General features: G+C 72.5%; 21 protein-coding genes and 3 pseudogenes. 15 read left to right on the top strand and 9 right to left on the bottom strand.

Annotated features, from left to right (window positions below):
- Positions 1–69: 69 nt before the first annotated feature.
- From FEF34_RS21070 to FEF34_RS21060, 3 genes are all read left to right on the top strand, one after another.
- Positions 70–1,029, top strand: coding sequence for a glucosyl-3-phosphoglycerate synthase (locus FEF34_RS21070; protein WP_138054545.1), 960 nt, complete (start codon positions 70–72; stop codon positions 1,027–1,029).
- An 89-nt stretch (positions 1,030–1,118) separates the two neighbouring features.
- Entirely contained in the window at positions 1,119–2,003 is an 885-nt protein-coding gene (locus FEF34_RS21065; protein ID WP_171053033.1) for a DUF7927 domain-containing protein, read from the top strand.
- 528 nt (positions 2,004–2,531) lie between these two features.
- Positions 2,532–4,037 (top strand): alpha,alpha-trehalose-phosphate synthase (UDP-forming), encoded by a 1,506-nt coding sequence (locus FEF34_RS21060; RefSeq protein WP_138054543.1) that lies wholly within the window; start codon positions 2,532–2,534, stop codon positions 4,035–4,037.
- A gap of 326 nt (positions 4,038–4,363) precedes the next feature.
- Here the strand turns inward: FEF34_RS21060 and otsB are convergent, their stop codons facing one another.
- Positions 4,364–5,215, bottom strand: a complete 852-nt coding sequence (otsB, locus tag FEF34_RS21055) for a trehalose-phosphatase (protein WP_138054542.1) — start codon at positions 5,213–5,215, stop codon at positions 4,364–4,366.
- A 61-nt stretch (positions 5,216–5,276) separates the two neighbouring features.
- The gene (locus FEF34_RS21050; RefSeq protein WP_138054541.1) at positions 5,277–5,516 is read right to left on the bottom strand and encodes a DUF3263 domain-containing protein; all 240 of its coding nucleotides are present in this window, start codon (positions 5,514–5,516) and stop codon (positions 5,277–5,279) included.
- A 365-nt stretch (positions 5,517–5,881) separates the two neighbouring features.
- Between FEF34_RS21050 and FEF34_RS21045 the strand changes: the two genes are divergently transcribed.
- The 3 genes from FEF34_RS21045 (at position 5,882) to FEF34_RS21035 (ending at position 9,014) form a co-directional block, all read left to right on the top strand.
- Positions 5,882–6,832, top strand: a complete 951-nt coding sequence (locus FEF34_RS21045) for an ROK family protein (RefSeq protein WP_138054540.1) — start codon at positions 5,882–5,884, stop codon at positions 6,830–6,832.
- A complete protein-coding gene (nagA, locus tag FEF34_RS21040; protein WP_138054539.1) occupies positions 6,832–7,968 on the top strand; it encodes an N-acetylglucosamine-6-phosphate deacetylase in 1,137 nt (378 codons plus the stop codon). Before FEF34_RS21045 ends, nagA begins: the two co-directional genes overlap by 1 nt.
- Positions 7,969–8,087: 119 nt before the next feature.
- Positions 8,088–9,014 carry a 1-phosphofructokinase family hexose kinase gene (locus FEF34_RS21035; protein ID WP_138054538.1) on the top strand — a complete coding sequence of 309 codons (927 nt, stop codon included), beginning with the start codon at positions 8,088–8,090 and terminating at the stop codon, positions 9,012–9,014.
- A gap of 234 nt (positions 9,015–9,248) precedes the next feature.
- Here FEF34_RS21035 and FEF34_RS21030 read toward each other — a convergent pair whose 3' ends face one another.
- From FEF34_RS21030 to cdgB, 3 genes are all read right to left on the bottom strand, one after another.
- Positions 9,249–9,395: a hypothetical protein gene (locus tag FEF34_RS21030; protein WP_234042487.1), complete on the bottom strand. Its 147-nt coding sequence runs from the start codon at positions 9,393–9,395 to the stop codon at positions 9,249–9,251.
- Positions 9,396–9,599: 204 nt separating this feature from the next.
- Positions 9,600–10,568, bottom strand: a complete 969-nt coding sequence (locus tag FEF34_RS21025) for a carbohydrate-binding protein (RefSeq protein WP_138054537.1) — start codon at positions 10,566–10,568, stop codon at positions 9,600–9,602.
- A gap of 111 nt (positions 10,569–10,679) precedes the next feature.
- A complete protein-coding gene (cdgB, locus tag FEF34_RS21020) occupies positions 10,680–12,389 on the bottom strand; it encodes a diguanylate cyclase CdgB (protein WP_138054536.1) in 1,710 nt (569 codons plus the stop codon).
- Between the two features lie 408 nt (positions 12,390–12,797).
- Between cdgB and FEF34_RS21015 the strand changes: the two genes are divergently transcribed.
- Positions 12,798–13,307, top strand: a complete 510-nt coding sequence (locus tag FEF34_RS21015; protein ID WP_234042486.1) for a flavin reductase family protein — start codon at positions 12,798–12,800, stop codon at positions 13,305–13,307.
- A 258-nt stretch (positions 13,308–13,565) separates the two neighbouring features.
- On the opposite strand, the gene arfB is transcribed toward FEF34_RS21015, so the two are convergent.
- Positions 13,566–14,000, bottom strand: a complete 435-nt coding sequence (gene arfB / locus FEF34_RS21010; protein WP_138054534.1) for an alternative ribosome rescue aminoacyl-tRNA hydrolase ArfB — start codon at positions 13,998–14,000, stop codon at positions 13,566–13,568.
- A gap of 148 nt (positions 14,001–14,148) precedes the next feature.
- Here arfB and FEF34_RS21005 point away from each other — a divergent pair, with 148 nt between their 5' ends.
- Entirely contained in the window at positions 14,149–14,724 is a 576-nt protein-coding gene (locus FEF34_RS21005; protein ID WP_138054533.1) for a TerD family protein, read from the top strand.
- A gap of 139 nt (positions 14,725–14,863) precedes the next feature.
- On the opposite strand, the gene FEF34_RS21000 is transcribed toward FEF34_RS21005, so the two are convergent.
- The gene (locus FEF34_RS21000; protein ID WP_138054532.1) at positions 14,864–16,267 is read right to left on the bottom strand and encodes a M1 family metallopeptidase; all 1,404 of its coding nucleotides are present in this window, start codon (positions 16,265–16,267) and stop codon (positions 14,864–14,866) included.
- Between the two features lie 126 nt (positions 16,268–16,393).
- Positions 16,394–16,951: a GlcG/HbpS family heme-binding protein gene (locus tag FEF34_RS20995; protein ID WP_138054531.1), complete on the bottom strand. Its 558-nt coding sequence runs from the start codon at positions 16,949–16,951 to the stop codon at positions 16,394–16,396.
- 445 nt (positions 16,952–17,396) lie between these two features.
- Between FEF34_RS20995 and FEF34_RS20990 the strand changes: the two genes are divergently transcribed.
- The 3 genes from FEF34_RS20990 to FEF34_RS20980 all read left to right on the top strand — a co-directional run bounded on the left by FEF34_RS20990 (position 17,397) and on the right by FEF34_RS20980 (position 20,135).
- A complete protein-coding gene (locus FEF34_RS20990) occupies positions 17,397–18,596 on the top strand; it encodes a sensor histidine kinase (protein ID WP_234043119.1) in 1,200 nt (399 codons plus the stop codon).
- Positions 18,593–19,222 carry a response regulator gene (locus tag FEF34_RS20985; protein ID WP_138054530.1) on the top strand — a complete coding sequence of 210 codons (630 nt, stop codon included), beginning with the start codon at positions 18,593–18,595 and terminating at the stop codon, positions 19,220–19,222. The genes FEF34_RS20990 and FEF34_RS20985 overlap by 4 nt, the downstream gene beginning before the upstream one ends.
- Positions 19,223–19,634: 412 nt before the next feature.
- Positions 19,635–20,135 carry a hypothetical protein gene (locus tag FEF34_RS20980; RefSeq protein ID WP_138054529.1) on the top strand — a complete coding sequence of 167 codons (501 nt, stop codon included), beginning with the start codon at positions 19,635–19,637 and terminating at the stop codon, positions 20,133–20,135.
- Positions 20,136–20,198: 63 nt separating this feature from the next.
- Here FEF34_RS20980 and FEF34_RS20975 read toward each other — a convergent pair whose 3' ends face one another.
- Entirely contained in the window at positions 20,199–20,873 is a 675-nt protein-coding gene (locus tag FEF34_RS20975) for a pentapeptide repeat-containing protein (protein WP_138054528.1), read from the bottom strand.
- Between the two features lie 103 nt (positions 20,874–20,976).
- Between FEF34_RS20975 and FEF34_RS44290 the strand changes: the two are divergent.
- From FEF34_RS44290 to FEF34_RS20960, 4 genes and pseudogenes are all read left to right on the top strand, one after another.
- Positions 20,977–21,069: pseudogene (locus tag FEF34_RS44290) on the top strand (FAD-binding protein); the annotation flags it as partial.
- A 5-nt stretch (positions 21,070–21,074) separates the two neighbouring features.
- A pseudogene (locus FEF34_RS43035) lies at positions 21,075–21,227 on the top strand (FAD-dependent oxidoreductase); the annotation flags it as partial.
- A gap of 118 nt (positions 21,228–21,345) precedes the next feature.
- Positions 21,346–22,737, top strand: coding sequence for an NAD(P)/FAD-dependent oxidoreductase (locus FEF34_RS20965; protein ID WP_138054527.1), 1,392 nt, complete (start codon positions 21,346–21,348; stop codon positions 22,735–22,737).
- A gap of 513 nt (positions 22,738–23,250) precedes the next feature.
- Positions 23,251–24,000, top strand: a pseudogene (locus FEF34_RS20960) (IS110 family RNA-guided transposase); the annotation flags it as partial.
- Between the last annotated feature and the right edge of the window lie 4 nt (positions 24,001–24,004).

Below are 24,004 nucleotides of genomic sequence, written 5' to 3'. Positions count from 1 at the left end.
GTTGTTCAAGACTGTAACCGAACCCCCGGACGCTTGAGATGGTCGTCCGATCCGCGAGATGGAGATCACGTGCTGGAAGAGGTGGAGCGCTGGCTGGCCCGGCGGTCCTGGTCGGTGGCGGACCGCCCACTGGACCGGCTGCTGTCCGCCAAGCAGGACACCACGGTCAGCGTGGTGCTCCCAGCGCTGAACGAGGAGGCGACGGTCGGGGAGATCGTCACCGCGATCCGGCGCGACCTGATGACCGACGCGGTGCCGCTCGTGGACGAGCTGGTCGTCGTCGACTCGGGGTCGACGGACCGCACCGCCGAGGTCGCCGCACGCGCCGGCGCCCGGGTGGTGCACCGGGACGCGATACTCCCGCGCGTCCCGGCCGTGCCCGGCAAGGGCGAGGTGCTGTGGCGCTCCCTCCTGGCGACCGTCGGCGACGTCGTCTGCTTCGTGGACGCCGACCTGAAGGAGTTCTCGGCGGACTTCGTGTCGGGGACCGTCGGGCCGCTGCTGACCGACCCCGAGGTCCAGTTCGTCAAGGCGATGTACGACCGGCCGCTCGGTGACGCGCCCGGCCAGGGCGGGAGGGTGACCGAACTGGTGGCCCGGCCCCTGCTCAATCTGCACTGGCCACAGCTCGCGGGATTCGTCCAGCCGCTCGGCGGGGAGTACGCGGCGCGGCGCTCGCTGCTGGAGCGGCTGCCGTTCCCGGTCGGCTACGGGGTGGAACTGGGCCTGCTGGTCGACGCGCTGCACACGGTGGGCCTGGACGCGCTGGCGCAGGTGGACGTGGGCGTACGGCTGCACCGCCACCAGGACGGGCAGGCGCTGGGCCGGATGGCGGCGGCGATCTACCGCACGGCCCAGCTGCGCCTTTCGCGTGGGCACCTGGTCCGCCCGGCACTGACCCAGTTCGAGCGCGGCGAGGGCGGTTTCGTCCCGCGAACGCACGCGGTGGACACGGAGGAGCGTCCGCCGATGGCGGACATCGCCGAGTACGCGAGCCGGGCGGGGCGGCGAAACACGGGCGCGGCGTAACGCGGCCCAGCCGGAATGATTGTCTACATTTCGGACTCATGGGCAATGCGAGTTCACAGGGTGCTCGGGTCTTCCGTTCTGTTCGGGCCGTGTCCGGCCAGGACCTGACGAGGGACCGCGGGCGCAGCAGAGGCGATCGGTCCCGCTTCCTCGGGGCCCTGGCGGTCGCCGCGGGTGCCGCGGGTGCCGCGGCCGTCACGACGGGCTTCGTGCCGGCGGCTGCCGCCCTGTCGGCGCCGGCCCCCGATCTGGAGATCACCAAGACGGCGTCGGCGAAGAGGGTCGCCCTCGGGGACACCCTCACGTTCACCATCAGGGCGACGAACAACGGCGAGCGGGAACTCCCCGACGTGCGCTTCACCGACGATCTCGGCGGCACCCTCGACGACGCCGTCTACGACCGCAACGCCCGGACCGCACTCGGCCGGGTCGCTTACACCGAGCCCGTGCTCTCGTACTCGGGTGCCATCCCGGCCGGGAGGACGGCGACCGTCACCTACTCGGTCACCGTGGGAGGCGAGGACGGCGGCGACGGCGGCGACGGGCGGCTCGGCGGCGGCCTGGAGGTCCAGTCCCCGCGGTCCAACTGCGCCACCGGCACCCGAGACGCCCGGTGCACGGCGACGCCCGTGGCCGAGGAGATCGGGGAGCTCGGGGCCCCCCGGACCGACTTCGGCGACGAGGAGAGTCACGACCACAGCCTCGAACAGGGCCATGAGGACGGTCTGGACGAGGAGGACGCCGAGGACGGCGCCCAGGGCGGGCCGGGCGTGCCGCCTGCCCCCGGCGGCCCCGGCAACGCGGCGGGCGCCGGACAGGCCGGTGCCCCGGCACACGGCAGCGGGGCCGTCGGCCAGATCGCGGCGGCCGGCCACAACAGCGAGCGGCTCTGGCTGCTCGGCGGAATGGCCCTGGCACTCTCGGCCGCCGGCGCCATCGCGCTCGCGGCCACGCGCGACCGGGGAAACCATTGATCAGGTACGCGCCACCGTTCTTGGGCCCTCGTCGGAGGACGGCACGCGACCGGGCGCGCGGTCCGGGGCGGCGCGCAGCCGGTCACCGGCCGGGGCGACGGGCCCGGGCCGGCGGGCGACGGCCCGAAGCCGTCGTCCGGGAGGGCGCGGTCCGGGCCGGCGGCCCGCCCGCACTCGACGGTCCCGGCCGGGCGGCAGGTCCGGGCCCGGCGAGTGACCGGACCGGACGGCACCTGTCCCGAGCCCCGTCCCCAGCGATCGCCCGAACCGGACGGCACATGTCGTGGACCGGACGGCACCTGTCCCGAGCCCCGTCCCCAGCGATCGGCCGGACCGGACGGCACATGTCGTGGACCGAACGGCACCTGTCCCGAGCCCCGTCCCCAGCGATCGCCCGGGTCGGCGCGCAGCCGGTCACCGGCTGCGCCTCCAACGATCGTGGGCAGGTCTCCGACGATCTCCGGCGGTCTCCGGCCACGGAGTCCGCCGTACGTTTGAGCGGTTCCAGGAAGGGCTAGGTTTCGCGACATGGTCTCTGAGCACGGGCACGCCGCACGAGTTCTCGTCGCCTCCAACCGGGGCCCCGTCACCTACGCCTTCCGGGAGGACGGCACGCTCGACGCACGGCGCGGCGGCGGCGGACTGGTGTCCGGGCTGTCGGCCATCGGCCCCGAGGCGGACGCCCTGTGGGTGTGCTCCGCACTCGGCGACGGGGACCGCGAGGCGGTGCGGCGCGGGATCGGCGAACCGGGCGTGCGGATGCTGGACATCGACGCCGCCGTACACGCCGACGCGTACAACGGCATCGCGAACTCGGTCCTGTGGTTTGTCCACCACATGCTGTACCAGACACCGCTGGAGCCCGTCTTCGACGCCGAGTTCCGGCGCCAGTGGGTGGCGTACGAGGCGTACAACCAGGCCTTCGCGCAGGCCCTGGCCGAGTCGGCCGCCCCGGACGCGGCCGTACTGGTGCAGGACTACCACCTCGCCCTGGTACCGGGCATGCTCCGGGACCTGCGGCCCGATCTGCGCATCGGCCACTTCTCGCACACTCCGTGGGCCCCGCCGGAGTACTTCCGGATGCTCCCGGACGACATCGCCGAGCAGTTGCTCCTCGGGATGCTCGGGGCGAACCGGCTGGGCTTCCTGACCCAGCGGTGGCTCGGCGCCTTCCAGGACTGCTGCCTCCGGGTCCTGGCCGACCACGACGTGGACCCGCACTGGCCGAAGGACGGGCCGCCCAGCCTCGAGTACCGGCTGCGGGGGCACCGCCGGCGGCGGACCGAGCTCGGGGTGCACGGCCTGGGCGCAGACGCGGACTTTCTGCGGGAGCGTTCGCGCAGGCCGGACGTGGACGAGCGCATGGCCGCGCTGCGCGAGCAGATCGGCGGCGACGAGCGCGGACCGGGCCGCCGGAAGACGATCGTGCGCGTGGACCGGACCGAGCTGTCCAAGAACATCGTGCGCGGACTGCTCGCGTACCGCACCCTGCTGGACGAGCAACCGGAATGGCGCGAGCGGGTCGTGCACATCGCCTTCGCCTATCCCTCGCGCCAGGACCTGGCCGTGTACCGCGACTACACGGCCGAGGTCTCCCGGGTCGCGGAGGAGATCAACGCCCGGTACGGGACACCCGGCTGGACCCCGGTGCTCCTGCACGTCAAGGACGACTTCGCCCGCTCGCTGGCGGCGTACCGGATGGCGGACGTCGCCCTCGTGAACCCCATCCGCGACGGGATGAACCTCGTCGCCAAGGAGATCCCCGTCGTCTCCGAGGCCGGCTGCACGCTGGTGCTGTCGCGCGAGGCGGGCGCGTACGCGGAACTCGGCGACGACGCGCTGGTGGTGAACCCGTACGACGTGACGGGCACGGCCGACGCGCTCCACCGGGCGCTGTCCATGCCGGACGCCGAACGTGCGGAGCGCAGCAAGCGCCTGGCCGCGGCCGCGACCGCGCTGCCACCGCAGCAGTGGTTCCTGGACCAGCTGCACGCGCTGGAGGCGCTGGACGAGGGCGTCACGGAGGCGGACTGACACGGGGCGGGTGCGCCCGGCCTCCCGGCGGCGCGCGACGCTCCCGCACGCGCACCGCCCTGCGTGTACCGGGCACCACACGCCCGTGCGCGTTCCGGGCTCCGCCCCGCCTCACGAGCCCGACCGGGCCCGCGCCGGACTCCGTCCGCACGGGCATGCGACCGGGTGCCGCGCCAGGCAGGGTTTGCCCGTCAAGGAGCGGCGTCCGGTGCGGTAAATCGCAAGGCGCCGGATCGACCTCGTGGTGGGCCTACTCGGTTGATCCGGCAACGCCGCGAGTCGCCGTGCCGGGCGCCGCGACGGGGCGAACGTCGCCTGATGCGGCACTAGGCGCGCTGCTCGATGCGGTCCGCCAGGGCGGCGAGGAACGCGACGACGGCGGCGGGACCCGGCAGCGGGAGGTCGGCGCGCTCGGCGAGTTCGGGGACCTCGCCGCCGCTGCAGAGGAGCAGTCCGGGCACTCCGTCCGAACGGAGCTTCTCCACGGCCGCGTAGGCGGCCAGATCACCGAGGTCGTCGCCGGCGTAGACGACCGCGGAGGCGTTCACCTCGCGGACGTACTCGGCGAGCGCGATGCCCTTGTCGACGCCCGGCGGGCGTACTTCGAGGACGAGGCGGCCCGGTTCGACGATCAGTCCGTGACGCGCGGCGAGATCGGCGATCGGCTCGCGCAGCGCCTCGAAGGCGGCCTGCGGGTCGTCGGCGCGGCGGGTGTGCACGGCGACCGCGCGGCCCTTCTCCTCGATCCAGGTTCCCTGCCACACCCCCATCGAGTCGAGGAGGCCGGGCAGCCCGGCCCGTACCGCGGCGACGCCCGGGTGCTCGGGCTGGGCGTGCACGGTGCCGCTGACGGCGTCCCACCGCTCGGCACCGTAGTGCCCCAGGACGACGAGGTGTTCCAGACCCTCGACGCCGGCGAACCCGCCGTACCGTACGGCGACCCCGGCCGGCCGGCCGGTCACCACGACGACCGACCTCACCAGCGGCGCGAGTCGCGCCAGCGCGGGCACCGTCGAGGGATGAGCCCTCGCCTGCTCGGGATCCGGGACGATCTCCGCCAGCGTCCCGTCGAAGTCCAGTGCGACCACGCTCTCCGAGGGCCGTTCGAGGACCGCGGCGAGCCCCTCACGGCCGGCGGCTGTGGTCGGTTCCGGCAGTGCGTCGGAGTAGCTGCCCATGGTCCGACCCTATCGACGCGACCCCCGCTCAGCTACGGCGCGCGGCGATCTCCCCGGCGCGTCACCGCCGCGCCCTCTGCGCTTCCCGGACCCGCCGCAGACGGTTCACCGTCACGGGGTCGTGGGCGAGGGCGCGCGGATCGTCCAGAAGGGCGTTGAGGAACTGGTAGTAGCGGGTGGGGGAGATACCGAGCTCTTCCCGTATCGCCCGCTCCTTGGCGCCGGGCCCGGCCCACGACGCCCGCTCGAAGGCGAGCACGGCGCGGTCTCGCGCGGGGAGGTCGTCGAGGTCGTCGGTCATATCAGCAACATAACCGTCCCCCCGGACAGCGCAGTGCGCTCGGCGAACGGGTGATTCCGGCCAGACCTCTACGCGCCGGGCGCACCCCCGGCGCCGGCGGGGGCGCGACGCGGCACGTGCCCCGCCCGGGGCCTGCCCGGATCGGAGACCGGGCCCGTTCCTCAAGCCCCGTCCGCACCGGGCATCGGGACCATCCCGATCCGGTTTCCCTGTTCCCCACCTTGTTGCTCTTGATCATTAAAGGCAGAGGTCTACACCACAGTGCGGGCGATCGCGAAACGGGACCGGTCACCACTTTGTATACGCGCGCAACAATCCGAGTAGTGGACTAGACCTTTTCTGGTCCGGCGCGCGAGACTGTACCCGTGAGACACGTCATCGCCCTCGATGTGGGCGGCACCGGGATGAAGGCCGCCCTCGTCGGGGCGGACGGCACGCTGCTGTACGAGGCACGCCGGGCGACCGGCAGGGAGCGCGGGCCCGAAGCCGTCGTCGAGGCCGTCCTCGGCTTCGCGGCGGAGCTGCGCGCCCACGGCGAGGAACGGTACGGCCGGAGCGCCGTGGCAGCCGGTGTCGCGGTGCCCGGCATCGTCGACACCGCGCACGGCGTCGCCGTCTACGCGGCCAACCTCGGCTGGCGCGACGTCCCGCTGCGCGCACTGCTCCGCGAACGGCTCGGCGGGGTGCCCGTCGCCCTCGGCCACGACGTCCGCACCGGCGGTCTCGCGGAGGGCCGCATCGGGGCGGGCCGCGGCACGGACCGCTTCCTGTTCGTCCCGCTCGGCACGGGCATCGCCGGGGCCATCGGCATCGGCGGCACGATCGAGGAGGGCGCACACGGCTGCGCCGGCGAGATCGGCCACATCGTCGTACGGCCCGGCGGCCCGGAGTGCGGCTGCGGACAGCGCGGCTGTCTGGAGACCCTCGCCTCCGCCTCCGCCGTGTCCCGCGCGTGGGCGGCCGCGAGCGGCGACCCGGAGGCCGACGCGGCCGACTGCGCCAAGGCCGTCGCCTCCGGGGACGGGACCGCCGCGCACGTGTGGCAGCGGGCGGTCGACGCCCTCGCCGACGGGCTGGTCACCGCCCTCACCCTGCTGGACCCCCGGACGCTGATCATCGGTGGCGGGCTGGCGGAGGCAGGAGAAACCTTGTTCACACCGCTGCGGGCCGCGGTGGAGGCACGCGTCACCTTCCAGAAGCCGCCCACGATCGTCCCGGCGGCTCTCGGCGACACCGCCGGCTGCCTCGGCGCCGGGCTCCTCGCCTGGGACCTGCTCGACACGTCCGACACACTCACCACGGAGGTAACCGGCTGATGGCCGACCGGATGGTTCTCACAGGCGCCCGGGTGGTGCTGCCCACCGGGGTCGTCGAGAACGGGCGGGTGACCGTCGAGGGGACCCGGATCGCCGGGCACGCCCCCGCCGACGCCCCCTGCGTCGACCTGTCCGGACACTGGCTGGTGCCCGGCTTCGTGGACATGCACAACCACGGCGGCGGAGGAGCCTCCTTCACCTCCGGGTCGGCCGAGGACGTGCTCACCGGCGTACGCACCCACCACGAGCACGGCACCACCACGACGGTCGCCTCCACCGTGACCGGCGACATGGACTTCCTGACCCGCCGCGCCGGATTCCTCTCGGAGCTGGTGGAGCAGGGCGACCTGGCCGGCATCCACTTCGAGGGCCCGTTCATCTCGCCCTGCCGCAAGGGCGCCCACAGCGGGGAACTGCTGCGCGACCCCGACCCGGCGGAAGTGCGCAAGCTGCTCGACGCCGCCCGCGGAACCGCGCGGATGGTGACCCTCGCCACCGAGCTGCCCGGCGGGATCGAGTCCGTAAGGCTCCTCGCCGAGCACGGCGTGATCGCCGCGGTCGGGCACACCGACGCCACCTACGAGCAGACCGTCGCGGCGATCGACGCGGGCGCCACGGTCGCCACCCACCTCTTCAACGCCATGCCCGCCCTCGGCCACCGGGCCCCCGGGCCGATCGCCGCGCTGCTGGAGGACGAGCGGGTCACCGTCGAGCTGATCAACGACGGAACGCATCTGCACCCGGCGGCCCTGGAGCTGGCCTTCCACCGCGCGGGCGCCGCGCGGGTCGCGTTCATCACGGACGCGATGGACGCGGCGGGCTTCGGCGACGGCGTCTACCACCTCGGGCCGCTGGAGGTCGAGGTCACGGAGGGCGTCGCCCGGCTCGTGGAGGGCGGCTCGATCGCCGGCTCCACCCTCACCCTCGACACCGCGTTCCGCCGGGCCGCGACCGTCGACGGGCTGCCCGTCGAGGACGTCGTCCAGGCGATCTCCGCGAACCCGGCCCGGCTGCTGGGCCTCCACGACAGGGTGGGGTCGATCGAGCCCGGCAAGGACGCCGATCTCGTCGTGCTGGACGCCGACTTCATGCTCAAGGGCGTGATGCGCAAGGGCGCATGGGTGGTCGAGCCATAACGGCCGGAGTACGGCGGGTCGAGGCGGTCGGCCTACGGGGGGACTGGGCCAACCGCTCGGTTTTTGGCATGATCAGGACCCGTCCGGCGAAGGCGCACGCATGCTCAGGGGGTGTCACGGTGATCCTCACGGTCACGCTGAACACCGCCCTCGATCTGACGTACCGCGTCCCCTCCCTCGTCCCGCACAGCTCCCACCGGGTCTCCGAGGTCGGCGAACGCCCGGGCGGCAAGGGGCTGAACGTCGCCCGGGTGCTGGCCGCGCTCGGCCACGAGGCGGTCGCCACCGGTTTCGCCGGCGGCCCCAACGGCGAGACCCTGCGCGATCGACTGTCCGGGCTGCCCGTGCGCGACGCGCTCGTGCCGGTCGCCGGGAACACCCGGCGCACGATCGCCGTGGTCGACGCCGCAACCGGTGACACCACCCAGTTCAACGAGCCGGGCCCGACGGTCACGCCCGAGGAATGGGCCGCGTTCCTCACCACGTACGACTCGCTGCTGCGCAAGGCCGAAGCGGTCGCGCTGTGCGGCAGCCTCCCGCCGGGCATCCACGTCGGGGCCTACGCCGAGCTGGTCCGCCGGGCCCGAGCGGCCGGGGTTCCGGCCCTGCTGGACACCAGCGGCGAACCGCTGCGCCGCGGCATCGCGGCCCGCCCCGACCTGGTCAAGCCGAACGCCCACGAGCTGGCCCAGCTCACCGGATCCCGCGAGCCGCTGCGCGCCACGCACGCCGCACGCCGCCGCGGCGCCCGCGCGGTGGTCTCCTCCCTCGGCCCCGACGGTGTCCTCGCCGCCACCCCGGAGGGCATCTGGCAGGCCGCCCCGCCCGGGAAGGTCCTCGGCAATCCCACCGGCGCCGGCGACTCGGCCGTGGCCGGGCTGCTCTCGGGCCTCGTCGAGGCCCTCCCCTGGCCGGACCGCCTCGTCCGCGCCGTGGCGCTCGCCACGGCCACCGTCCTCGCTCCCACGGCCGGAGACTTCGACCGCGCCTCCTACGAGGACCTACTCCCCCGGATCACGGTGACGGAACACGCCCCGGCGGCGTGACGTCAGGTGCGGCCTCTCGCCCGAACTTCACGTGAACTGCTCGGCAGGGAACGACCGAGCTTGTTGAATCGGTTCGATTCGGCCTTGCCCATGCTCCCGACCGCCCCAACGGCGGGACGGTCACAGGTCGCATCTACCGCTCGCCGCTCAGGCGGGGGCCGGGGGCAGGCATGTTGACGAACACCGCGCCCTTGACTGGCCATCACGGTCGGGCAAGGGCGCGCTTTCCTGCATTCACGACCAGACTGGGCGGCCCGTCTCCCAGAGTGCCGCCACCTGCGAGGCGAACCGGTCGTACAGGCCGTCATCACCGAGGCGTCGAAGGTGCGGCATGGGTGACTCGTGCTCGAGCAGGTTCCGGATGTGCGGCGTCACCAACATCGGGTCATCGAACGCGAACACCGACAGGGGCGACGTGGTCGTCGCTGAACTCGGCCTCCGTCCCCGGTGCTTCGCGGACCACCCGCAGCGACAGACAAGCCGGTCCGACCGCGACGCGCGGCTCGTCCGGAACCCTTCCACGGTCGTGCTCCGCCGTCCCAGGACGACCTGGGGCGGCGTGCCGGCCGAGGCGCCGTGACCGGGTCAGCTCTTGGACTGACCGGCTTCCAGCCAGACCTGGTCGAGGAGGGCGTCGCACTGGTCGCCCTGCTCGCACGAGATCTTCAACGTGTTGGAGCCCTTGTTCAGGTCGACATAGGCGTAGGTGCGCGTCCAGCCCTTCTCCCAGTCGCCTTTCTTGGCCTTCGCGAAGTTCGACATGTTGATCGAGCGGGCCTGGCCGTCGTTGATCGTGAGCGAGGTCTTGGCGTCCTTGCCCGGCACGCTGTAGGTGATGAACAGCGTGTACGCACCATCGGCCGGAACATCCACCGACCAGCTGGCCGAGCCGCCCGCGCCGTTGAACATCACGTACGCGCCGTCCGCTCCCTTTGCGCCCTTGATGTCCTTCGCCAGTGCCGCCGGCGGGCCGAGGCGCAGCGTCGCCGCGTCCTGCTTCGGCAGCTCGGCCGGCTTCTCCTCGTCGTCCTTCGCGGGGTCGTCGCTCGGGCCGACCTCGTCCGCGGGAGCGGTGTTGTCCTGGCCCGCCTGCGGGTTCTCGGTCTTGTCGTCGCCGCTCGTCATCAACGCGGCGGTGATACCGATCACCACCACGGCCACGACGGCGACCGCGCCGATGAGCAGACCCCTGGTGTTCGGCCCGCGGCTCCGGCCGCCTCCGCCGTCCGAGGGCATCGGGGCCTGGCGGGTCGGGGCGCCGCCGGGGTAGGTCTCCGGCGCCGCGTACTGGGGGCTGGGCTGCTGGCCGTACTGCTGCTGGTGCGGGACCTGGCCGTACTGCTGCCCGGCCTGCGGCTGCCCGTACTGGCGCTCGCCGACCGTTCTGACCTGGTTGTACGACGTCCTGGGCACACCGGGCTGGGCGGCCGGACCGGGGTAGCCGTAGCCGCCCTGGCGGGGAGTTGAGGTGCCCGCCTGCTGCCCGTCCGCGTACAGATAGCCGAACGGATCGTCGTCCTCAGGCGTGCTCGCGCCGTTGTTCCCGGCCGTCATCCCTGGGTCACTCCTATCCTTGCTCGCCAGCCGTCGCCGACCGGCCGAGCCTACCCCGTCTGAGCTATTCCAAGGACGGCGCTCGGGGCCCGACCGGTTCTCCCGCTTCCGCTATCCGGCGCGTCTGTGGACCTTGGCCCGGGACCGCTTCTCGATGTACATCCGCTGGTCGGCGGACTGCAGCACCTCTTCGACGGACATGCCGCAGACTGCCCAGCCGATTCCGAAGCTCGCCCCGACCCGGACCGCCCTTCCGTCCACCCGGATCGGCGGAATGATCGCGTTCCGCAGGCGAACGGCCAGGTCGGCGGCGTCGGCGGCGCCGAGGCCGTCGGCGAGGACGACGAATTCGTCACCTCCGAGCCGGGCGACGGTGTCCCCGTCCCGCACACCGGTGGTGAGTCGGCGCGCGACCTCGATCAGGACGGCGTCGCCGGTGTTGTGCCCGAAGCGGTCGTTGATCGACTTGAAGCCGTCCAGGTCGCAGAAGAGCACGGCGAGGCCCTTCGTACCGTCGTCGGTCTCACCGTCCGTGGCGGGCGCGACGGCGTGCACATGATGGTCGTAGGGGATGCCGGGCCCGTCGAAGTCGAATCCGTCGGTACGGAAGGTGCTCTCGGCATCGCCCTCGCCGTATCCACCCGCGTAGCCGTTCTCGCCGTAGCCGCCGTCCGCGTAGTCGCCGTACGGGTAGTCCGGCACGTCCAGGGTCCGGCCGGCCTCCTGCCGCACCCCCTGGGGCCGCTCGCACAGCCGGGCGCTGAGCCGGGCGCGCAGCTCGGCGTTGTTGGGCAGGCCGGTCAGCGCGTCGTGGCTGGCCCGGTGCGCGAGGTGGAGCTCGTGCCGCTTGCGCTCCTCGATGTCCTCGAGGTGAGTGAGCAGGAAGCGGGGGCCGTCGGCGGTGTCGGCGACGACGGAGTTGCGCAGCGATACCCAGACGTACGTGCCGTCGCGACGGCCGAGGCGCAGCTCGGCTCGGCCGCCCTCGGCGGAGGTCCGCAACAGGGTGCCGATGTCCTCGGGGTGGACCAGATCGGCGAAGGAGTAGCGGCGCATCGCCGACGCGGGGCGGCCGAGCAGCCGGCAGAGGGCGTCGTTGGCGCGGAGCAGCCGGCCGTGCTGGTCGCCACCCATCTCCGCGATGGCCATGCCGCTCGGCGCGTACTCGAACGCCTGCCGGAACAACTCCTCGCTGGCGCGCAGGGCCTGCTGCTCGCGCTCCAGGCGGACCAGCGCGCGTTGCATGTTTGCTCGGAGCCGGGCATTGCTGATCGCAATCGCCGACTGGGACGCGTACATCTGGAGCGCTTCCTGGCCCCATGCGCCCGGACGGCGCCCGTTGCGGGGCTTGTCGACCGAGATGACGCCGAGCAGTTCGCGCCCGCCGCCCGAGGCGTACATCGGCGCGTAGAGCCGGTCCTGGGGATGCCATTCGCCCTCGAAGCGCGGCTCGGGGCCTTCCGTGTACCACTGCGGAACGTCGTCCTCCAGTAGCACCCAGCCCTCGGTGTGGGGTATGTAGCGCAACTCGCCCCAGGCCTCGCCCATGCCGAGCCGGCGCTCCCAGGAGGTCCGGGAGCCGACGCGCCCGGTGATCAGGGCCTCCGCCGCGGTGTTCCCGGCGAAGGCGGCGACGACGAGATCCCCGTCAGGGCGTACGAGATTGACGCATGCCAGCTCGTACCCCAGCCCGGCCACGATGCCGTCGGCGACGGTCTGCAGCGTGTCCGCCAGGCTGCGGGCCGTGTTGAGGTTCGCCACGACCTGATGCAGCTGCCTCAGGGTCGCAAGACGGACGTACGGCTCCGACTCGGTCTCCATCGCTCGCTCTCCCCGAGACCTCGAACAGCTGACTCCAGGTTCCTCATCGACTTCGCTGGTGCACCCTTTTGGCGCAGTGTCCCCGCCACTGAATCACAGCGAGCTGTCCACTCGGTACACAGGGTCAACAAATACCGGCCTCTGTGACTCAAGTCACAGCAGATGATGTTGGGGATGGCGTACGCCGCGGCGGCCTTCCGTCCTTCCGGAACGCAAATCCGGACGGGCACCGGGGAGAGCGGGACGGATCCGGCCACCGGCCGACCGAGCGTACTCCCCCGGCCCGGAGTCCTAGGACCCGGCTGGTCCTCCGGCCCGATGTGGCGGAGCGCGGGACGAGGTTAGCGTTCGGCCGTGCCACAGACGAGTCCCACCCCGAGTCCCGCGCCCATCCTCCATGCTGAGGGGGTGAGCGACGACGAGTTCCGTGCCGCGATGTCCCGGCTGGCCGCCGGGGTGGTGCTGATCACGGCCCACGAACCGCCCTTGACCCAGGACGGGCCGCGCGGCGAGGACGTCGGTATGACCGCGACGGCGTTCATGTCGGTCTCGCTCGACCCGCCGCTGGTCCTCGTGAGCCTGCGCAACGGCTCGCGCATGGACGACCTGCTGGCCGAACAGCCCACGTGGGGCGCGTCGGTGCTGTCCGAGAGCCAGCGGCACATCGCCGGGCGGTTCTCGATGAAGGGACGCATCAGCGACCGGCTCCTCTTCGAGGACATCGCGTACACCCGCGGGGAGTTGTGCGGCTCACCCCTGATGGGCGGGGCGCTGGCGGTCCTCGAATGCCGCACCGAGCAGCGCGTCGAGGCCGGCGACCACACCCTCGTGATCGGCCGTGTCCTGAAGGCGGGCCTCCCCAGTTCGGACGGCGGCCCTCTGACCTACTTCCGCGGGCGCTACCGGCACCTGGGATGACGCGCGGCAGCTCAGGCGGGCACGGGGGGCCGGGCGCGCCGTTTCGGGGCCACCGGAAAGGCAACGGGGCGGAGGGACGCCCGGCCGGGCGCGAGGTCGCATCCGGGCACGGCGCGGGCCCCGTCCGGGGGGAGCCACCGGCACCTGGGATGACGCCCGGCAGTCGGGCCGGGTACAGCGAGGGGCGGGCTCGGGAGCTCCGACGGGCCGGGCCCGGAGACGGTCCGGGGACGAGCGGGGTGACGGGGCTCGCGCCGGTCACCAGTCGCGGGCGCTCCGGCCGCGTTTGGTCTCGCCCCGGCGCTTCTTCTCCCGCAGGCGGCGTTCGTTGATGCCGCGGGGTATCTTCGTGGGCCGTCGCGGCCGCGGCGGCGGAGCGCTGGCCTCCGCGAGGAGCGCCGCCAGACGGACCGCCGCCGCCTCCCGGTTCCGCCACTGGGAGCGGTGCTCCGACGACCGGACGCTGATCACGCCGTCGTTCAGCCGGGACGCGAGGCGCTCCAGCGCCCGCGCCTTCCACACGGACGGCAGTGCCTCCGTGGCCGCGAGGTCGAAGCGCAGCTCCACCTGGGAGTCGCTCGTGTTCACGTGCTGGCCGCCGGGACCCGACGACCGCGAGAAACGCCACATGAGCTCGGCCTCCGGCAGGGAGACCGAGCCACGGATGAGATAGGGCCCGGACATACGTCCCATGGTCGCGTCGATGGACGACCCGCGTCACGTTCTTTTCACCGACCGCGGGGAACCCGGTGGCACCCGGTCCGCGTTATGGACGGTGACGGTAGCTTCGGGAAGCACGAAGCCCGACCGCACTGCACTCGACCAGGAAAGGCACCTCCCCATGGCTGTAAGCCTGTCCAAGGGCGGCAACGTCTCGCTCACCAAGGAGGCACCGGGCCTGACCGCCGTCACGGTGGGCCTCGGCTGGGACGTCCGCACCACCACCGGCACCGACTTCGACCTCGACGCCTCCGCGATCGCGGTCAACAACGGCGGAAGGGTCGTCTCCGACGGCCACTTCGTCTTCTTCAACAACAAGTCGACGCCGGACCAGTCCATCGTCCACACCGGCGACAACCGCACCGGCGAGGGCGGCGGCGACGACGAGCAGATCAACGTCAACCTGTCCGGCCTCGCCGCGGACGTGGACAAGATCGTCTTTCCGGTCTCCATCTACGACGCCGAGAACCGCAGCCAGAACTTCGGCCAGGTGCGCAACGCCTACATCCGCATCGTGAACCAGGCGGGCGGCGCGGAGATCGCCCGCTACGACCTCAGCGAGGACGCCGCCACCGAGACCGCGATGGTCTTCGGCGAGCTGTACCGCAACGGCGCGGAGTGGAAGTTCCGCGCGGTCGGCCAGGGTTACGCCTCGGGCCTCGTCGGCATCGCCCAGGACTTCGGCGTCAACGTCTGACACACGCGCCCCGGAGGTCCCGTCCGCCGTCCCGGCCGGGACCTCCGGCACCTCACACCCCTCCGGCACCCACGCCCCGGAACGTCCGGCGGACGGCGGGTACGGACGGCGGGCGGATGCCTCCGGCGGCCGGCGGGCTTCACGGCTTCGCGGGCCTGCCGCTCCCGTACAGCCATACGTCCCACAGCTCCGTGAGGTCCTTGCCGGTCTCCTCCTCCACGAAGGCGGTGAAGTCCTCCGTGGAAGCGTTGCCGTGGCGGTGCTCCTGCGGCCAGTCCTTCAGCAGAGCGAAGAACGCGTCGTCGCCGACCGCCTGCCGGATCTTGTGGAGGACCATCGCCCCGCGCCCGTAGACCGGCGCCCCGAGGAGGTCGTCCGTCGGCGGTTCGGCGGGCGGGAAGGCCCAGTTGCCGTCGTCCTCGAACTCCTTCTCGAAGTGTTCCCGCACCGGAACATCCCTGAAGTCCTCGTCGTACAGCCACTCCGCGTACGTCGCGAAGGCCTCGTTCAGCCACACGTCCTTCCAGGCCTTCGGCGAGACCGAGTTGCCGTACCACTGGTGGGCCAGCTCATGGACGAGGAACTCCTCGTTGAACGCGCCGGCCGGGTACACGGGCCGGGTCTGCGTCTCCAGTGCGTAGTCGACGTCGTCCGCGCGCTCGACGATCGCCCCGGTGGAGGAGAAGGGGTACGGGCCGAAGTTCTCCTCCGCCCACTCCAGCACCTCGGGGATACGGGCGCGCACCTTCTCGCTCTGCGCGGCGACGGTCCTGTCCACAGCCGTGAACTCGGGCACGCCCCGCGCGGGGCGTGAGGTCCTCACGTCGTACTCGCCGACGCCGACGGTCGCGAGATAGCTCGACATCGGCTCGGGCGAGTGCCACGCGAACGCGGTCCGGCTCCCGCCGGCCACGGGCCGCTGGGACCTGAGTTCCCCGTTGGAGACGGCGGTGAGCCCCTTGGGCACGGTGACGGTGACGTCGTACGTGGCCTTGTCGCTGGGGTGGTGGTTGCCGGGGAACCACGTCATCGAGCCCTGCGGCTCGCCGAGCGCGAGGGCCCCGTCCTCGGTCTCCAGCCAGCCCTCCTCGGAGCCGTCCGGATCCTTCACGGCCCTCGGGACGCCGGAGTACCGGACCACGGTCCTGAAGGTGCTGCCGTCGACGACGGCCTCGCGCGGGCGGACGCCGAGTTCGTCGCCCGAGCGGACGGTCTCGGCGGGTGCCCCGTTCACGGTCACGCCGTCGACGGTGAGGCCGTGCAGGTCGAGGTTGAAGGCGCTGAGGTCCTGGGTGGCCCGAGCGGTGATGGTCGCGGTGCCGCCGAGCCGGTTCGACTTCGGGTCGTAGTCCAGGGCGAGGCCGTAGTGCCGTACGTCGTAGCCGCCGTTGCCCTGACCGGGGAAGTAAGGGTCGCCCAGCCCCGCGGCTCCCGGCCTGCCGACGACGCCGGCGCCCGCGCCGCTCTCCGTGCAGGCGGAAGCCGTGAGCACGAGGAGGGCGGCGACGGGCGCCAGGGCACGGAGGGGGCATCGCTGATCCACATGGCGATCCTATGTGTGGAATGTCCGACTCCGTCGGGCGGTGCGGTGATCTGCCGCACGTGCGGCGCACCGCGCCTCTCCCGTACCTCGGCCGTGCTCGCCGGCTCGGGACACACGGCGTGCGGGCTACCGGGCGAGGGCGGCGACCCCGGCACGGGCGAACTTCTCGTCGAGGTCACCGCTCGGGGCACCCGCGACACCGATGCCCGCGATCGGGGCCCCGTTCGCCCGGACCGGCGCGCCGCCGCCGAGGAACAGCGTGCCGGGGATGTCCTTCAGGTTCGGTGCCTGCGGCAGCCGCTCGACCAGCTCCGAGGTGGGCGCGTTCCAGGAGACCGCGGTGAACGCCTTGCGCTCCGCGGACTCATACGACTGCGGGCCCGCACCGTCGCCCCGGAGGACGACGACGGTGTTGCCGTTGCGGTCGACCACGGCCACGGTCACGCGCTGGTTCTCGTCCTGCGCGGCTTCCAGCACGGCCTGGGCCGCCTCGGTGGCCGCAGCGACGGTCAGATGCGTGGTCTGGTGCAGATTGCGGTTCGCGGCGTCGGCCTTCGCCCCGGCCGGTAGGGCGGCGGCCGGGGCGGAGGCGTTGGCGGAGACCGCACCCAAGGTGCCGGCACCGAGCGCGGCGGCTGCGACGGCAACGGTCAGGACGCGGGCACGCAGCGAGAACTTCTTCATGAGACAACCACTCCTCAACGGGTGAACGGGCGGACGGCCGGCCCCCGGGAATCCGTGCCCGCGGGCAGACGGACACCCGGCCGTGCAGGCATGCGGGCCTGCACGGCAGGCGATCGGCGGCCGGTCCCCAGGTCGGCGGGGCGGCCGGCGCGGTCGGTGGGTTCGTGGGGCCGGTGGGGTCGGTGGGGCGGACAGGGCGACGCTCGTCGCCCCGCCATCGATCCTCGGGCCGCGCACGGCCTTCCACGGTCGGCGGAGCGGATGCGTCCGGCCGCCATGACGGGCGATGTGCGCATCAGCCGATCGGCTGATGCGCACATCGCCCCACCGGGTCACGATGGGGACGTCCGTGCAGGTCGGCGAGGAGTGGTGGACGGTGGACCAGAACCCCGGCGAGCTCCGGTCACCCGTCCCGGACCCTGACGCCGGGTGGCTCGCACGGGTCATGCACGCCGCGTTCTTCCTGCTGCTGGGCGCCTCGCTCGTGCGGTATCTGCTGCGGCATCCCTGGGGCGACCGCTCCCCGTGGATCATCGGGCTCTCTGCGGCGCTCGCGGGGCTGTACGTCCTCGGCCCGGTCCTCGGCTCCCGGGCGACACCCCGCCGACTCGCCTGGCTGGGCACCGTCGTCGCCGTCTGGATGGTCCTCGTCGTGCTCGCGCCGAGCTTCGCCTGGTGCGCGGTGCCCCTCTTCTACACCGGTCTGCGCACCCTCCCTCCGCGCGCCGCACTCGTACTGGTCACGCTGCTCACCGCCTTCGTCGTCGCCGCGCAGCTCGAGCTCGCGCACGGCGGCTTCGACCCGAACCTGGTGATCGCGCCGCCCGCGGTCGCCGCCATCGCGACCGCGGTCTTCGTCCACGCCGAACGTCTCTCCGCCCGGCAGCGCGCGCTGATCGTCGATCTGCTCAGGACCCGCCGTGAACTGGCGGCGACCGAGCGCCGCGAGGGCACGCTCGCCGAGCGCCAGCGCCTGTCCATGGAGATCCACGACACCCTCGCCCAGGGGCTGTCCAGCCAGCAGATGCTGCTGCAGGCCGCCGACCGCGTCTGGGACGGGGACCCGGCTGCCGCGCGGCGCCACGTCCGTACCGCCGAGTCCATCACGGAGCGCAGCCTCGCCGAGGCCCGCCGCTTCGTCCACGACCTCGCACCGGTCGATCTCGCGGAGGGCGGGGGCCTGGAGGAGGCGCTGCGGGCACTCTCCGCACGCGAGTCCGCGGGCTTCCGGACCGACGGCGCGGCGGTCCCGCTGCCCGACCGCGTCCAGTCGGCGCTGCTGCGCATCGCTCAGGGCGCCCTGGCCAACGTCCGCGAGCACGCCGAGGCGGGCTCCGTCGCGCTGACCCTCTCGTACCTCGGCGACCAGGTCGTCCTCGACATCGCGGACGACGGCCGGGGCTTCGAGCCGACGGGTGCCGCCCGGGGCGTCCGCGGCCACGGACTGCCCGCGATGCGGGCGCGGGCGAGGCAGCTGGGCGGCACCCTGACCGTCGAGTCCGCGCCCGGCGAGGGCACGGTGCTGTCGGCCGCCATCCCGCTGGAGACCCCGAGGAGGCCCGGGGACCCCGGGAACCCCGAACGCCCGGGGAGCCCGGTGAAACCGAAGAACCCGGTGAACCCGAGGAACCCGGAGTCGTCATGACCGTACGGATCCTGCTCTGTGACGACCACGCCGTCGTACGGGCCGGACTGCTCGCGCTCCTCGGCAGCGAGCCCGGCATCGAGGTCGTCGGCGAGGCGGGCAGCGGCGAGGAGGCGGCCGCCATGGCGGCGAAGCTGACGCCCGACGTGGTGCTGATGGACCTGCAACTGGGCCCGGGCATCGACGGCGTGGAGGCGACCCGGCGTATCACGGCGCTGCCCGGCGCCGGCGTGCGCGTCCTGGTCCTGACGACGTACGACACGGACGCGGACGTCACCCGGGCCATCGAGGCCGGTGCGACCGGCTATCTGCTGAAGGCCGAACGCCCCGAGGAGCTGTTCGCCGCGATCCATTCCGCGGCCCAGGGCCGCACCACCCTGTCGGCCCCGGTCGCGAGCCGGGTGATGGACCACCTGCGCGGCACCGCCCGCCCCGCGCTGACCGCACGCGAACTCGACATTCTGGGCCAGCTCGCCCGAGGCCTGGGCAACCGCGAGATCGCCCGTGCGCTGTTCATCAGCGAGGCCACGGTGAAGACCCATCTGGGGCGCATCTACGCCAAGTTGGGCGTCGACACCCGCACGGGCGCGGTGGCGGTCGCGAAGGAGCGGCGACTCCTGCCCTGAGCGGCGGCACCCACCGCGGCAGCCGGCCGCGGCCCGCGACGTCCACGGATCCGTCCGGTGGTCTCCGACACGATCTCTCCATGCTGACCGTCGGCGGCAGGCATCGCACGGATCTCCCCTTCGACCGACTCCGCAGACCGCCCCCTCTGGGGCGGCCGCAGCGAACACGGCGAACGCTTCCTCCGCGGTCATGCCGGGATCTCGTTCCCCGCCGACATGCCGAGGCACGCACAGTCGGGAGTGTGTCCTGGGACTCGTACGGCTCACGCTCGGGAACCGGCAGTGCCACGGCGGATCTTATCCGCGCGAGCGGCACTCCCGCGTCGAGGGCTGCGCCCGCCCGGAACCCGTCGGCTATCGCCAGAACGTGCAAACGTGCGAACGAGCCCCTTCGCCGTGACACCATCGGAGCGTGCTCGACATCGGCTACTCCCTCTCCCGGCGCTTCCCGGACCCTCCGCAGACCGACTACCGGACCGCGGACGTCCACGCCCTGCGCCACGACCTCTTCTGCGGCGACGTCTATCTCGCGGACACCAAGGCCGACCGTGAGGTCTCCACGGCGTGGGGATGGGTTCCGGTGCTCGACTTCGCATGGGCGCTGTGCGACATCGTGGAGCGACTGGACCGGGACCCGAAGGGCAGCCGGGCAGCGCAACCGCAGTACGCGGAGATCGACTTCACCGAGTCGACCGACCGCATGCTCTTCGAGCGCCGCTTCGGCTGGGTGGACGTCGAAGCCGACTGGATGCCCGGCGACGAGGCCCCGCTCACCTTCAACCACGGCGAACTGCGCCGCGAGGCGCGTGACTTCCTGCACGACCTCGTCGCCGACCTCACGGACATGCACGAGGGGCTCGCCGACAACCCCGTCGTCTGGGACCTCCAGGCCCGCTTCCCCCGCCTTCCCTGAGACGTCCGGCCCCCTCGCACCCCCGCCCCGCAGGGGCTTCCCGCCCTGCGGCGCACTGCGCATTCAGTCCTCCACTCGCACCCCTGCCTGCGCCGCGAACGCCGGTGCCAGATACAGGAGTTGAGCAGTACTGATCACCGCCCCCGACAGCCCCTCCACACCCCGGGCGAGATCGAGCTCGCTCACCTGCCGCAGATCGACGTCCCGCATCCGGGCTCCGCCGAAGTCCGCCCCGCGCAGCACGCAGTCGCGGAACTCCACCCGCTCCAGCTGCGCGGCCCCGAAGTCCGGCTCCGACAGCACGCACCCCTCGAACACCACATCCTTCAGCCGGGCGTTGCGCAGGTTCAGGTAGTCGATCTTCCCGCCCCGCACCACGACGCGCTCCAGCGCCGTGCCGTGCAGCTGCACACCGCCCAACCGCGCGTCCACGACCTCCGTGTCCCGCAGGGAGGCGCCCGCGAGATCCGTCCCGACTCCGCGCACGCCCGTGAGGACCGAGTCGATGAACCGCGCGTTCACCAGCGAGGTCTCGTCCAGCACACAGTCCCGCAGCGCACAGTCCAGGAACCGCGCGCCCGCCCCGTCCCCGGCCGACAGGTCCAGGCCGGCCAGCTCCAGGCCGTCGTAGTCGCCGTCCGGCTCCAGCCCGCCGCCCTCGTACGGACGGAGCGGCGGCAACCGCACCGCCGGCCGCCGTGCCGCCGCCACCCGTGTCTTCCCCGTCCTCCGCACCATGGGCCCATGGTGACGCACACCACTGACAGCGCCCCGGCGCCGATGCCACAAAGCCCGCCCCGCCCCGCCGTCCGTCCCGGAAAGACGACGAACGGAACAGACCGTGGCCGCCAGGCCCCGCATCGCCGTCGTCGGCGCCGGCTTCGCCGGACTCACCGCGGCCATCACGGACGCGGAGTCGGGCGCCCGTGTCACCGTCGTATCGACCGGGGCGACGGCGTCTTCCTGGCGGGCGACCAGGTCGCGTCCCCCGGGCTGCTCTCCGAGGTGTCGTTCACCAGCGCTCCGGAGGCGGCGAACCTCGCGGTGAGGACGGTGGGGGCGGTGAGGACACCAGGGGCAGTGGGGCGGTGAGGGCCGCGCGGCTCGACCTCGCCCCCGCCTGAGCAGGACCTGCCCGCGCCGGCCCGGGCCGCACCACCGTTCCGGCCCCGCCTGGACAGCCCGACGGCCACGGGTGTACGAACGGCCCATGACGAGCACGATCAACGGCGGCATCTCCTTCTGGTACGCGGACGAAGGCATACCCGCACCGCGCGAACCCCTGCCGGGCGACACGACCGCCGACGTGTGCATCGTCGGTGGCGGATACACAGGACTGTGGACGGCGTACTACCTCAAGAAGGCCGTCCCCTTCCTCAACATCACCGTGCTGGAGGCCAGGTTCTGCGGCTACGGCGCCTCGGGACGCAACGGGGGCTGGCTCTACAACGGCATCGCGGGCCGCGACCGCTACGCCCGCCTCCACGGCCATGACGCCGCCGTACGCCTCCAGCAGGCCATGAACGACACCGTCGCCGAGGTGGTCCGCACCGCCGAGGCGGAGAGCATCGACGCCGGCATCCACCAGGGCGGCGTCCTCCAAGTCGCCTACACCCCCGCCCAACTCGCCCGCCTCAAGGCCTTCCACGCGACCGAGGTCGCCTTCGGTGAGAAGGACCGCGAACTGTACGGCGCCCGCGAGACCGCCGACCGCATCCGCGTCGCCGGAGCCGTCGGCTCCAGCTGGACCCCGCACGGCGCCCGGCTGCACCCGGTCGGACTCCTCAAGGGACTCGCCGACGCCGTCGAGTCACTCGGCGTCACCGTCCACGAGTCCACCCCCGTCACGGAGATCAGGCCCAAGCACGCGGTCACTCCGTACGGCACCGTCCGCGCCCCCTACGTCCTGCGCTGCACCGAGGGTTTCACCGCCTCGCTGGCACGCCAGCGCCGGACCTGGCTGCCCATGAACTCCTCCATGATCGCCACCGAGCCGCTGCCGGAGGAGGTCTGGAACCAGATCGGCTGGTCCGGCCGCGAGACCCTCGGCGACATGGCCCACGCGTACATGTACGCCCAGCGCACCGCCGACGACCGCATCGCGCTCGGCGGCCGGGGCGTCCCCTACCGCTACGGTTCCCGAACGGACAACGACGGCAGCACCCGCGCCGCCACCGTCGACGCCCTCCGGGCGGTGCTCGTCCGGTTCTTCCCCCAGCTCACCGGCACAGAGATCACCCACGCCTGGTCCGGTGTCCTCGGCGTCCCCCGCGACTGGTGCGCCACCGTCACCCTGGACCGCGCAACCGGCCTCGGCTGGGCGGGCGGCTACGTCGGATCCGGTGTGGCGACGGCGAACCTCGCCGCCCGCACCCTCCGCGACCTCATCCAGCAGGACTCCGGCCAGGCCGGCCCCACCGATCTCACCGCGCTCCCCTGGGTCAACCACAAGGTCCGCAAGTGGGAACCCGAGCCCCTCCGCTGGCTCGGCGTCCACACCCTCTACGCCGCCTACCGCCGCGCCGACCGCCGTGAACTCACCCACCACTCGGCGGAGACGGCACGCCTCGCCACGCTGGCGAACCGGATCTCGGGACGCTGACCCCCGTCCGGCGCCCCCGGACGGCGAACGTCCCCTGGAGACGGTGCGGACCGCCGCTTCCGCCGAAAGCCGGACGCCCCGGCTCGGAGACGATCTGAGCCGGGGCATCACCGGAGCCCCCTGTCGGATTCGAACCGACGACCTACGCATTACAAGGACCTGAAAGATTGTGACGGGTGGTGCCGGACGGTGCCACCAAATCCCGTTTCCCCAGGTCAGCAGCGCAGCGCGCCTTCGGCGCGCGCCGTGGGCGTGGTAAATCCCGTGGCGTGCGCCGGGGGTGCTTCTGTCTGCCCTGACGTGAGCTGCTACGGGTCCGGGACGCTGGAGGGGTTCGTTCCGGCCGAAACCGAGGTCTCTGTGATGCCGGTGAGCTCGCAGGTCAGCATGGTGCCGAGGGCCGTCCACGGGAACCGTGGAGTGTTGCTGTGAGCACGTGCGTCAGAATTCCTGATCCACCCTGGCCCTCCCGGAACGGCGTACCGCTCGGCCGCCTGGGGAGGGGCTTTGGACATGGACGTACTGCACGAACGCTGCGTCGGTGTGGACGTCAGCAAGAAGGACGCCAAGGCGTGTATCCGCACTCCGAGTACGAAACGGCGCGGGTCGTTCACCACTGAGACCACAACCTGGGGCGCGACGACGAACGCCGTGCTCGCCCTGCGCGATCACCTGCTCGCCGCCCAGGTCACCCTGGTGGTGATCGAGGCGACCTCGGACTACTGGAAGCCCTTCTACTATCTGCTGGCCGACGAGTTGAACGTGATCCTGGTCAACGCGCGGCAGGTCAAGAACCTGCCCGGCCGCAAGACCGACGTCTCGGACGCGGCCTGGCTGGCCCAGCTCGGCGCCCACGGCCTGGTCCGTGCCTCGTTCGTCCCGCCGCAGCCGGTGCGCGAGCTGCGGGATCTGACCCGAGCCCGGACCCAGATGACCCGCGAGCGCGGCCAGATCGTGCAGCGCCTGGAGAAGCTGCTGGAGGACACCGGGATCAAGCTCTCCGCGGTTGCCGCCGACATCATGGGCGTCTCCGGCCGGGCCATGCTCGAAGCCCTCATCGCCGGGGAACGCGACCCGCAGGTCCTCGCTGAGATGGCCAAACGCAAGCTCCGCAGCAAGATCCCCGAGCTCACCGAGGCCCTGACCGGCCGCTTCCGCGAGCACCACGGGTTCCTGACCCGGCTGCACCTGGACCACTACGACCAGCTCACCGCCGCGATCCGGCAGCTCGACGAACGGATCGAGGAGACGATGGCCCCCTTTCCTG

Source organism: Streptomyces marianii (genome assembly GCF_005795905.1).
Classification (GTDB): Bacteria; Actinomycetota; Actinomycetes; order Streptomycetales; family Streptomycetaceae; genus Streptomyces; species Streptomyces marianii.
This window is presented reverse-complemented; position numbering and strand designations above follow the sequence as displayed.

Excerpts from the sequence above, each read along its gene's own strand:
- cdgB (WP_138054536.1), bottom strand. The coding sequence starts at position 12,389 with ATGGAGACCGAGTCGGAGCCGTACGTCCGTCTTGCGACCCTGAGGCAG.
- FEF34_RS21025 (WP_138054537.1), bottom strand. The coding sequence starts at position 10,568 with ATGACGGCCGGGAACAACGGCGCGAGCACGCCTGAGGACGACGATCCG.
- FEF34_RS20995 (WP_138054531.1), bottom strand. The coding sequence starts at position 16,951 with ATGAAGAAGTTCTCGCTGCGTGCCCGCGTCCTGACCGTTGCCGTCGCA.
- FEF34_RS21030 (WP_234042487.1), bottom strand. The coding sequence starts at position 9,395 with ATGTTGGTGACGCCGCACATCCGGAACCTGCTCGAGCACGAGTCACCC.
- FEF34_RS20975 (WP_138054528.1), bottom strand. The coding sequence starts at position 20,873 with ATGGTGCGGAGGACGGGGAAGACACGGGTGGCGGCGGCACGGCGGCCG.
- arfB (WP_138054534.1), bottom strand. The coding sequence starts at position 14,000 with ATGGGACGTATGTCCGGGCCCTATCTCATCCGTGGCTCGGTCTCCCTG.
- nagA (WP_138054539.1), top strand. The coding sequence starts at position 6,832 with ATGGCCGACCGGATGGTTCTCACAGGCGCCCGGGTGGTGCTGCCCACC.
- FEF34_RS20990 (WP_234043119.1), top strand. The coding sequence starts at position 17,397 with ATGCACGCCGCGTTCTTCCTGCTGCTGGGCGCCTCGCTCGTGCGGTAT.
- FEF34_RS21060 (WP_138054543.1), top strand. The coding sequence starts at position 2,532 with ATGGTCTCTGAGCACGGGCACGCCGCACGAGTTCTCGTCGCCTCCAAC.
- FEF34_RS21050 (WP_138054541.1), bottom strand. The coding sequence starts at position 5,516 with ATGACCGACGACCTCGACGACCTCCCCGCGCGAGACCGCGCCGTGCTC.
- otsB (WP_138054542.1), bottom strand. The coding sequence starts at position 5,215 with ATGGGCAGCTACTCCGACGCACTGCCGGAACCGACCACAGCCGCCGGC.
- FEF34_RS21005 (WP_138054533.1), top strand. The coding sequence starts at position 14,149 with ATGGCTGTAAGCCTGTCCAAGGGCGGCAACGTCTCGCTCACCAAGGAG.
- FEF34_RS20965 (WP_138054527.1), top strand. The coding sequence starts at position 21,346 with ATGACGAGCACGATCAACGGCGGCATCTCCTTCTGGTACGCGGACGAA.
- FEF34_RS20985 (WP_138054530.1), top strand. The coding sequence starts at position 18,593 with ATGACCGTACGGATCCTGCTCTGTGACGACCACGCCGTCGTACGGGCC.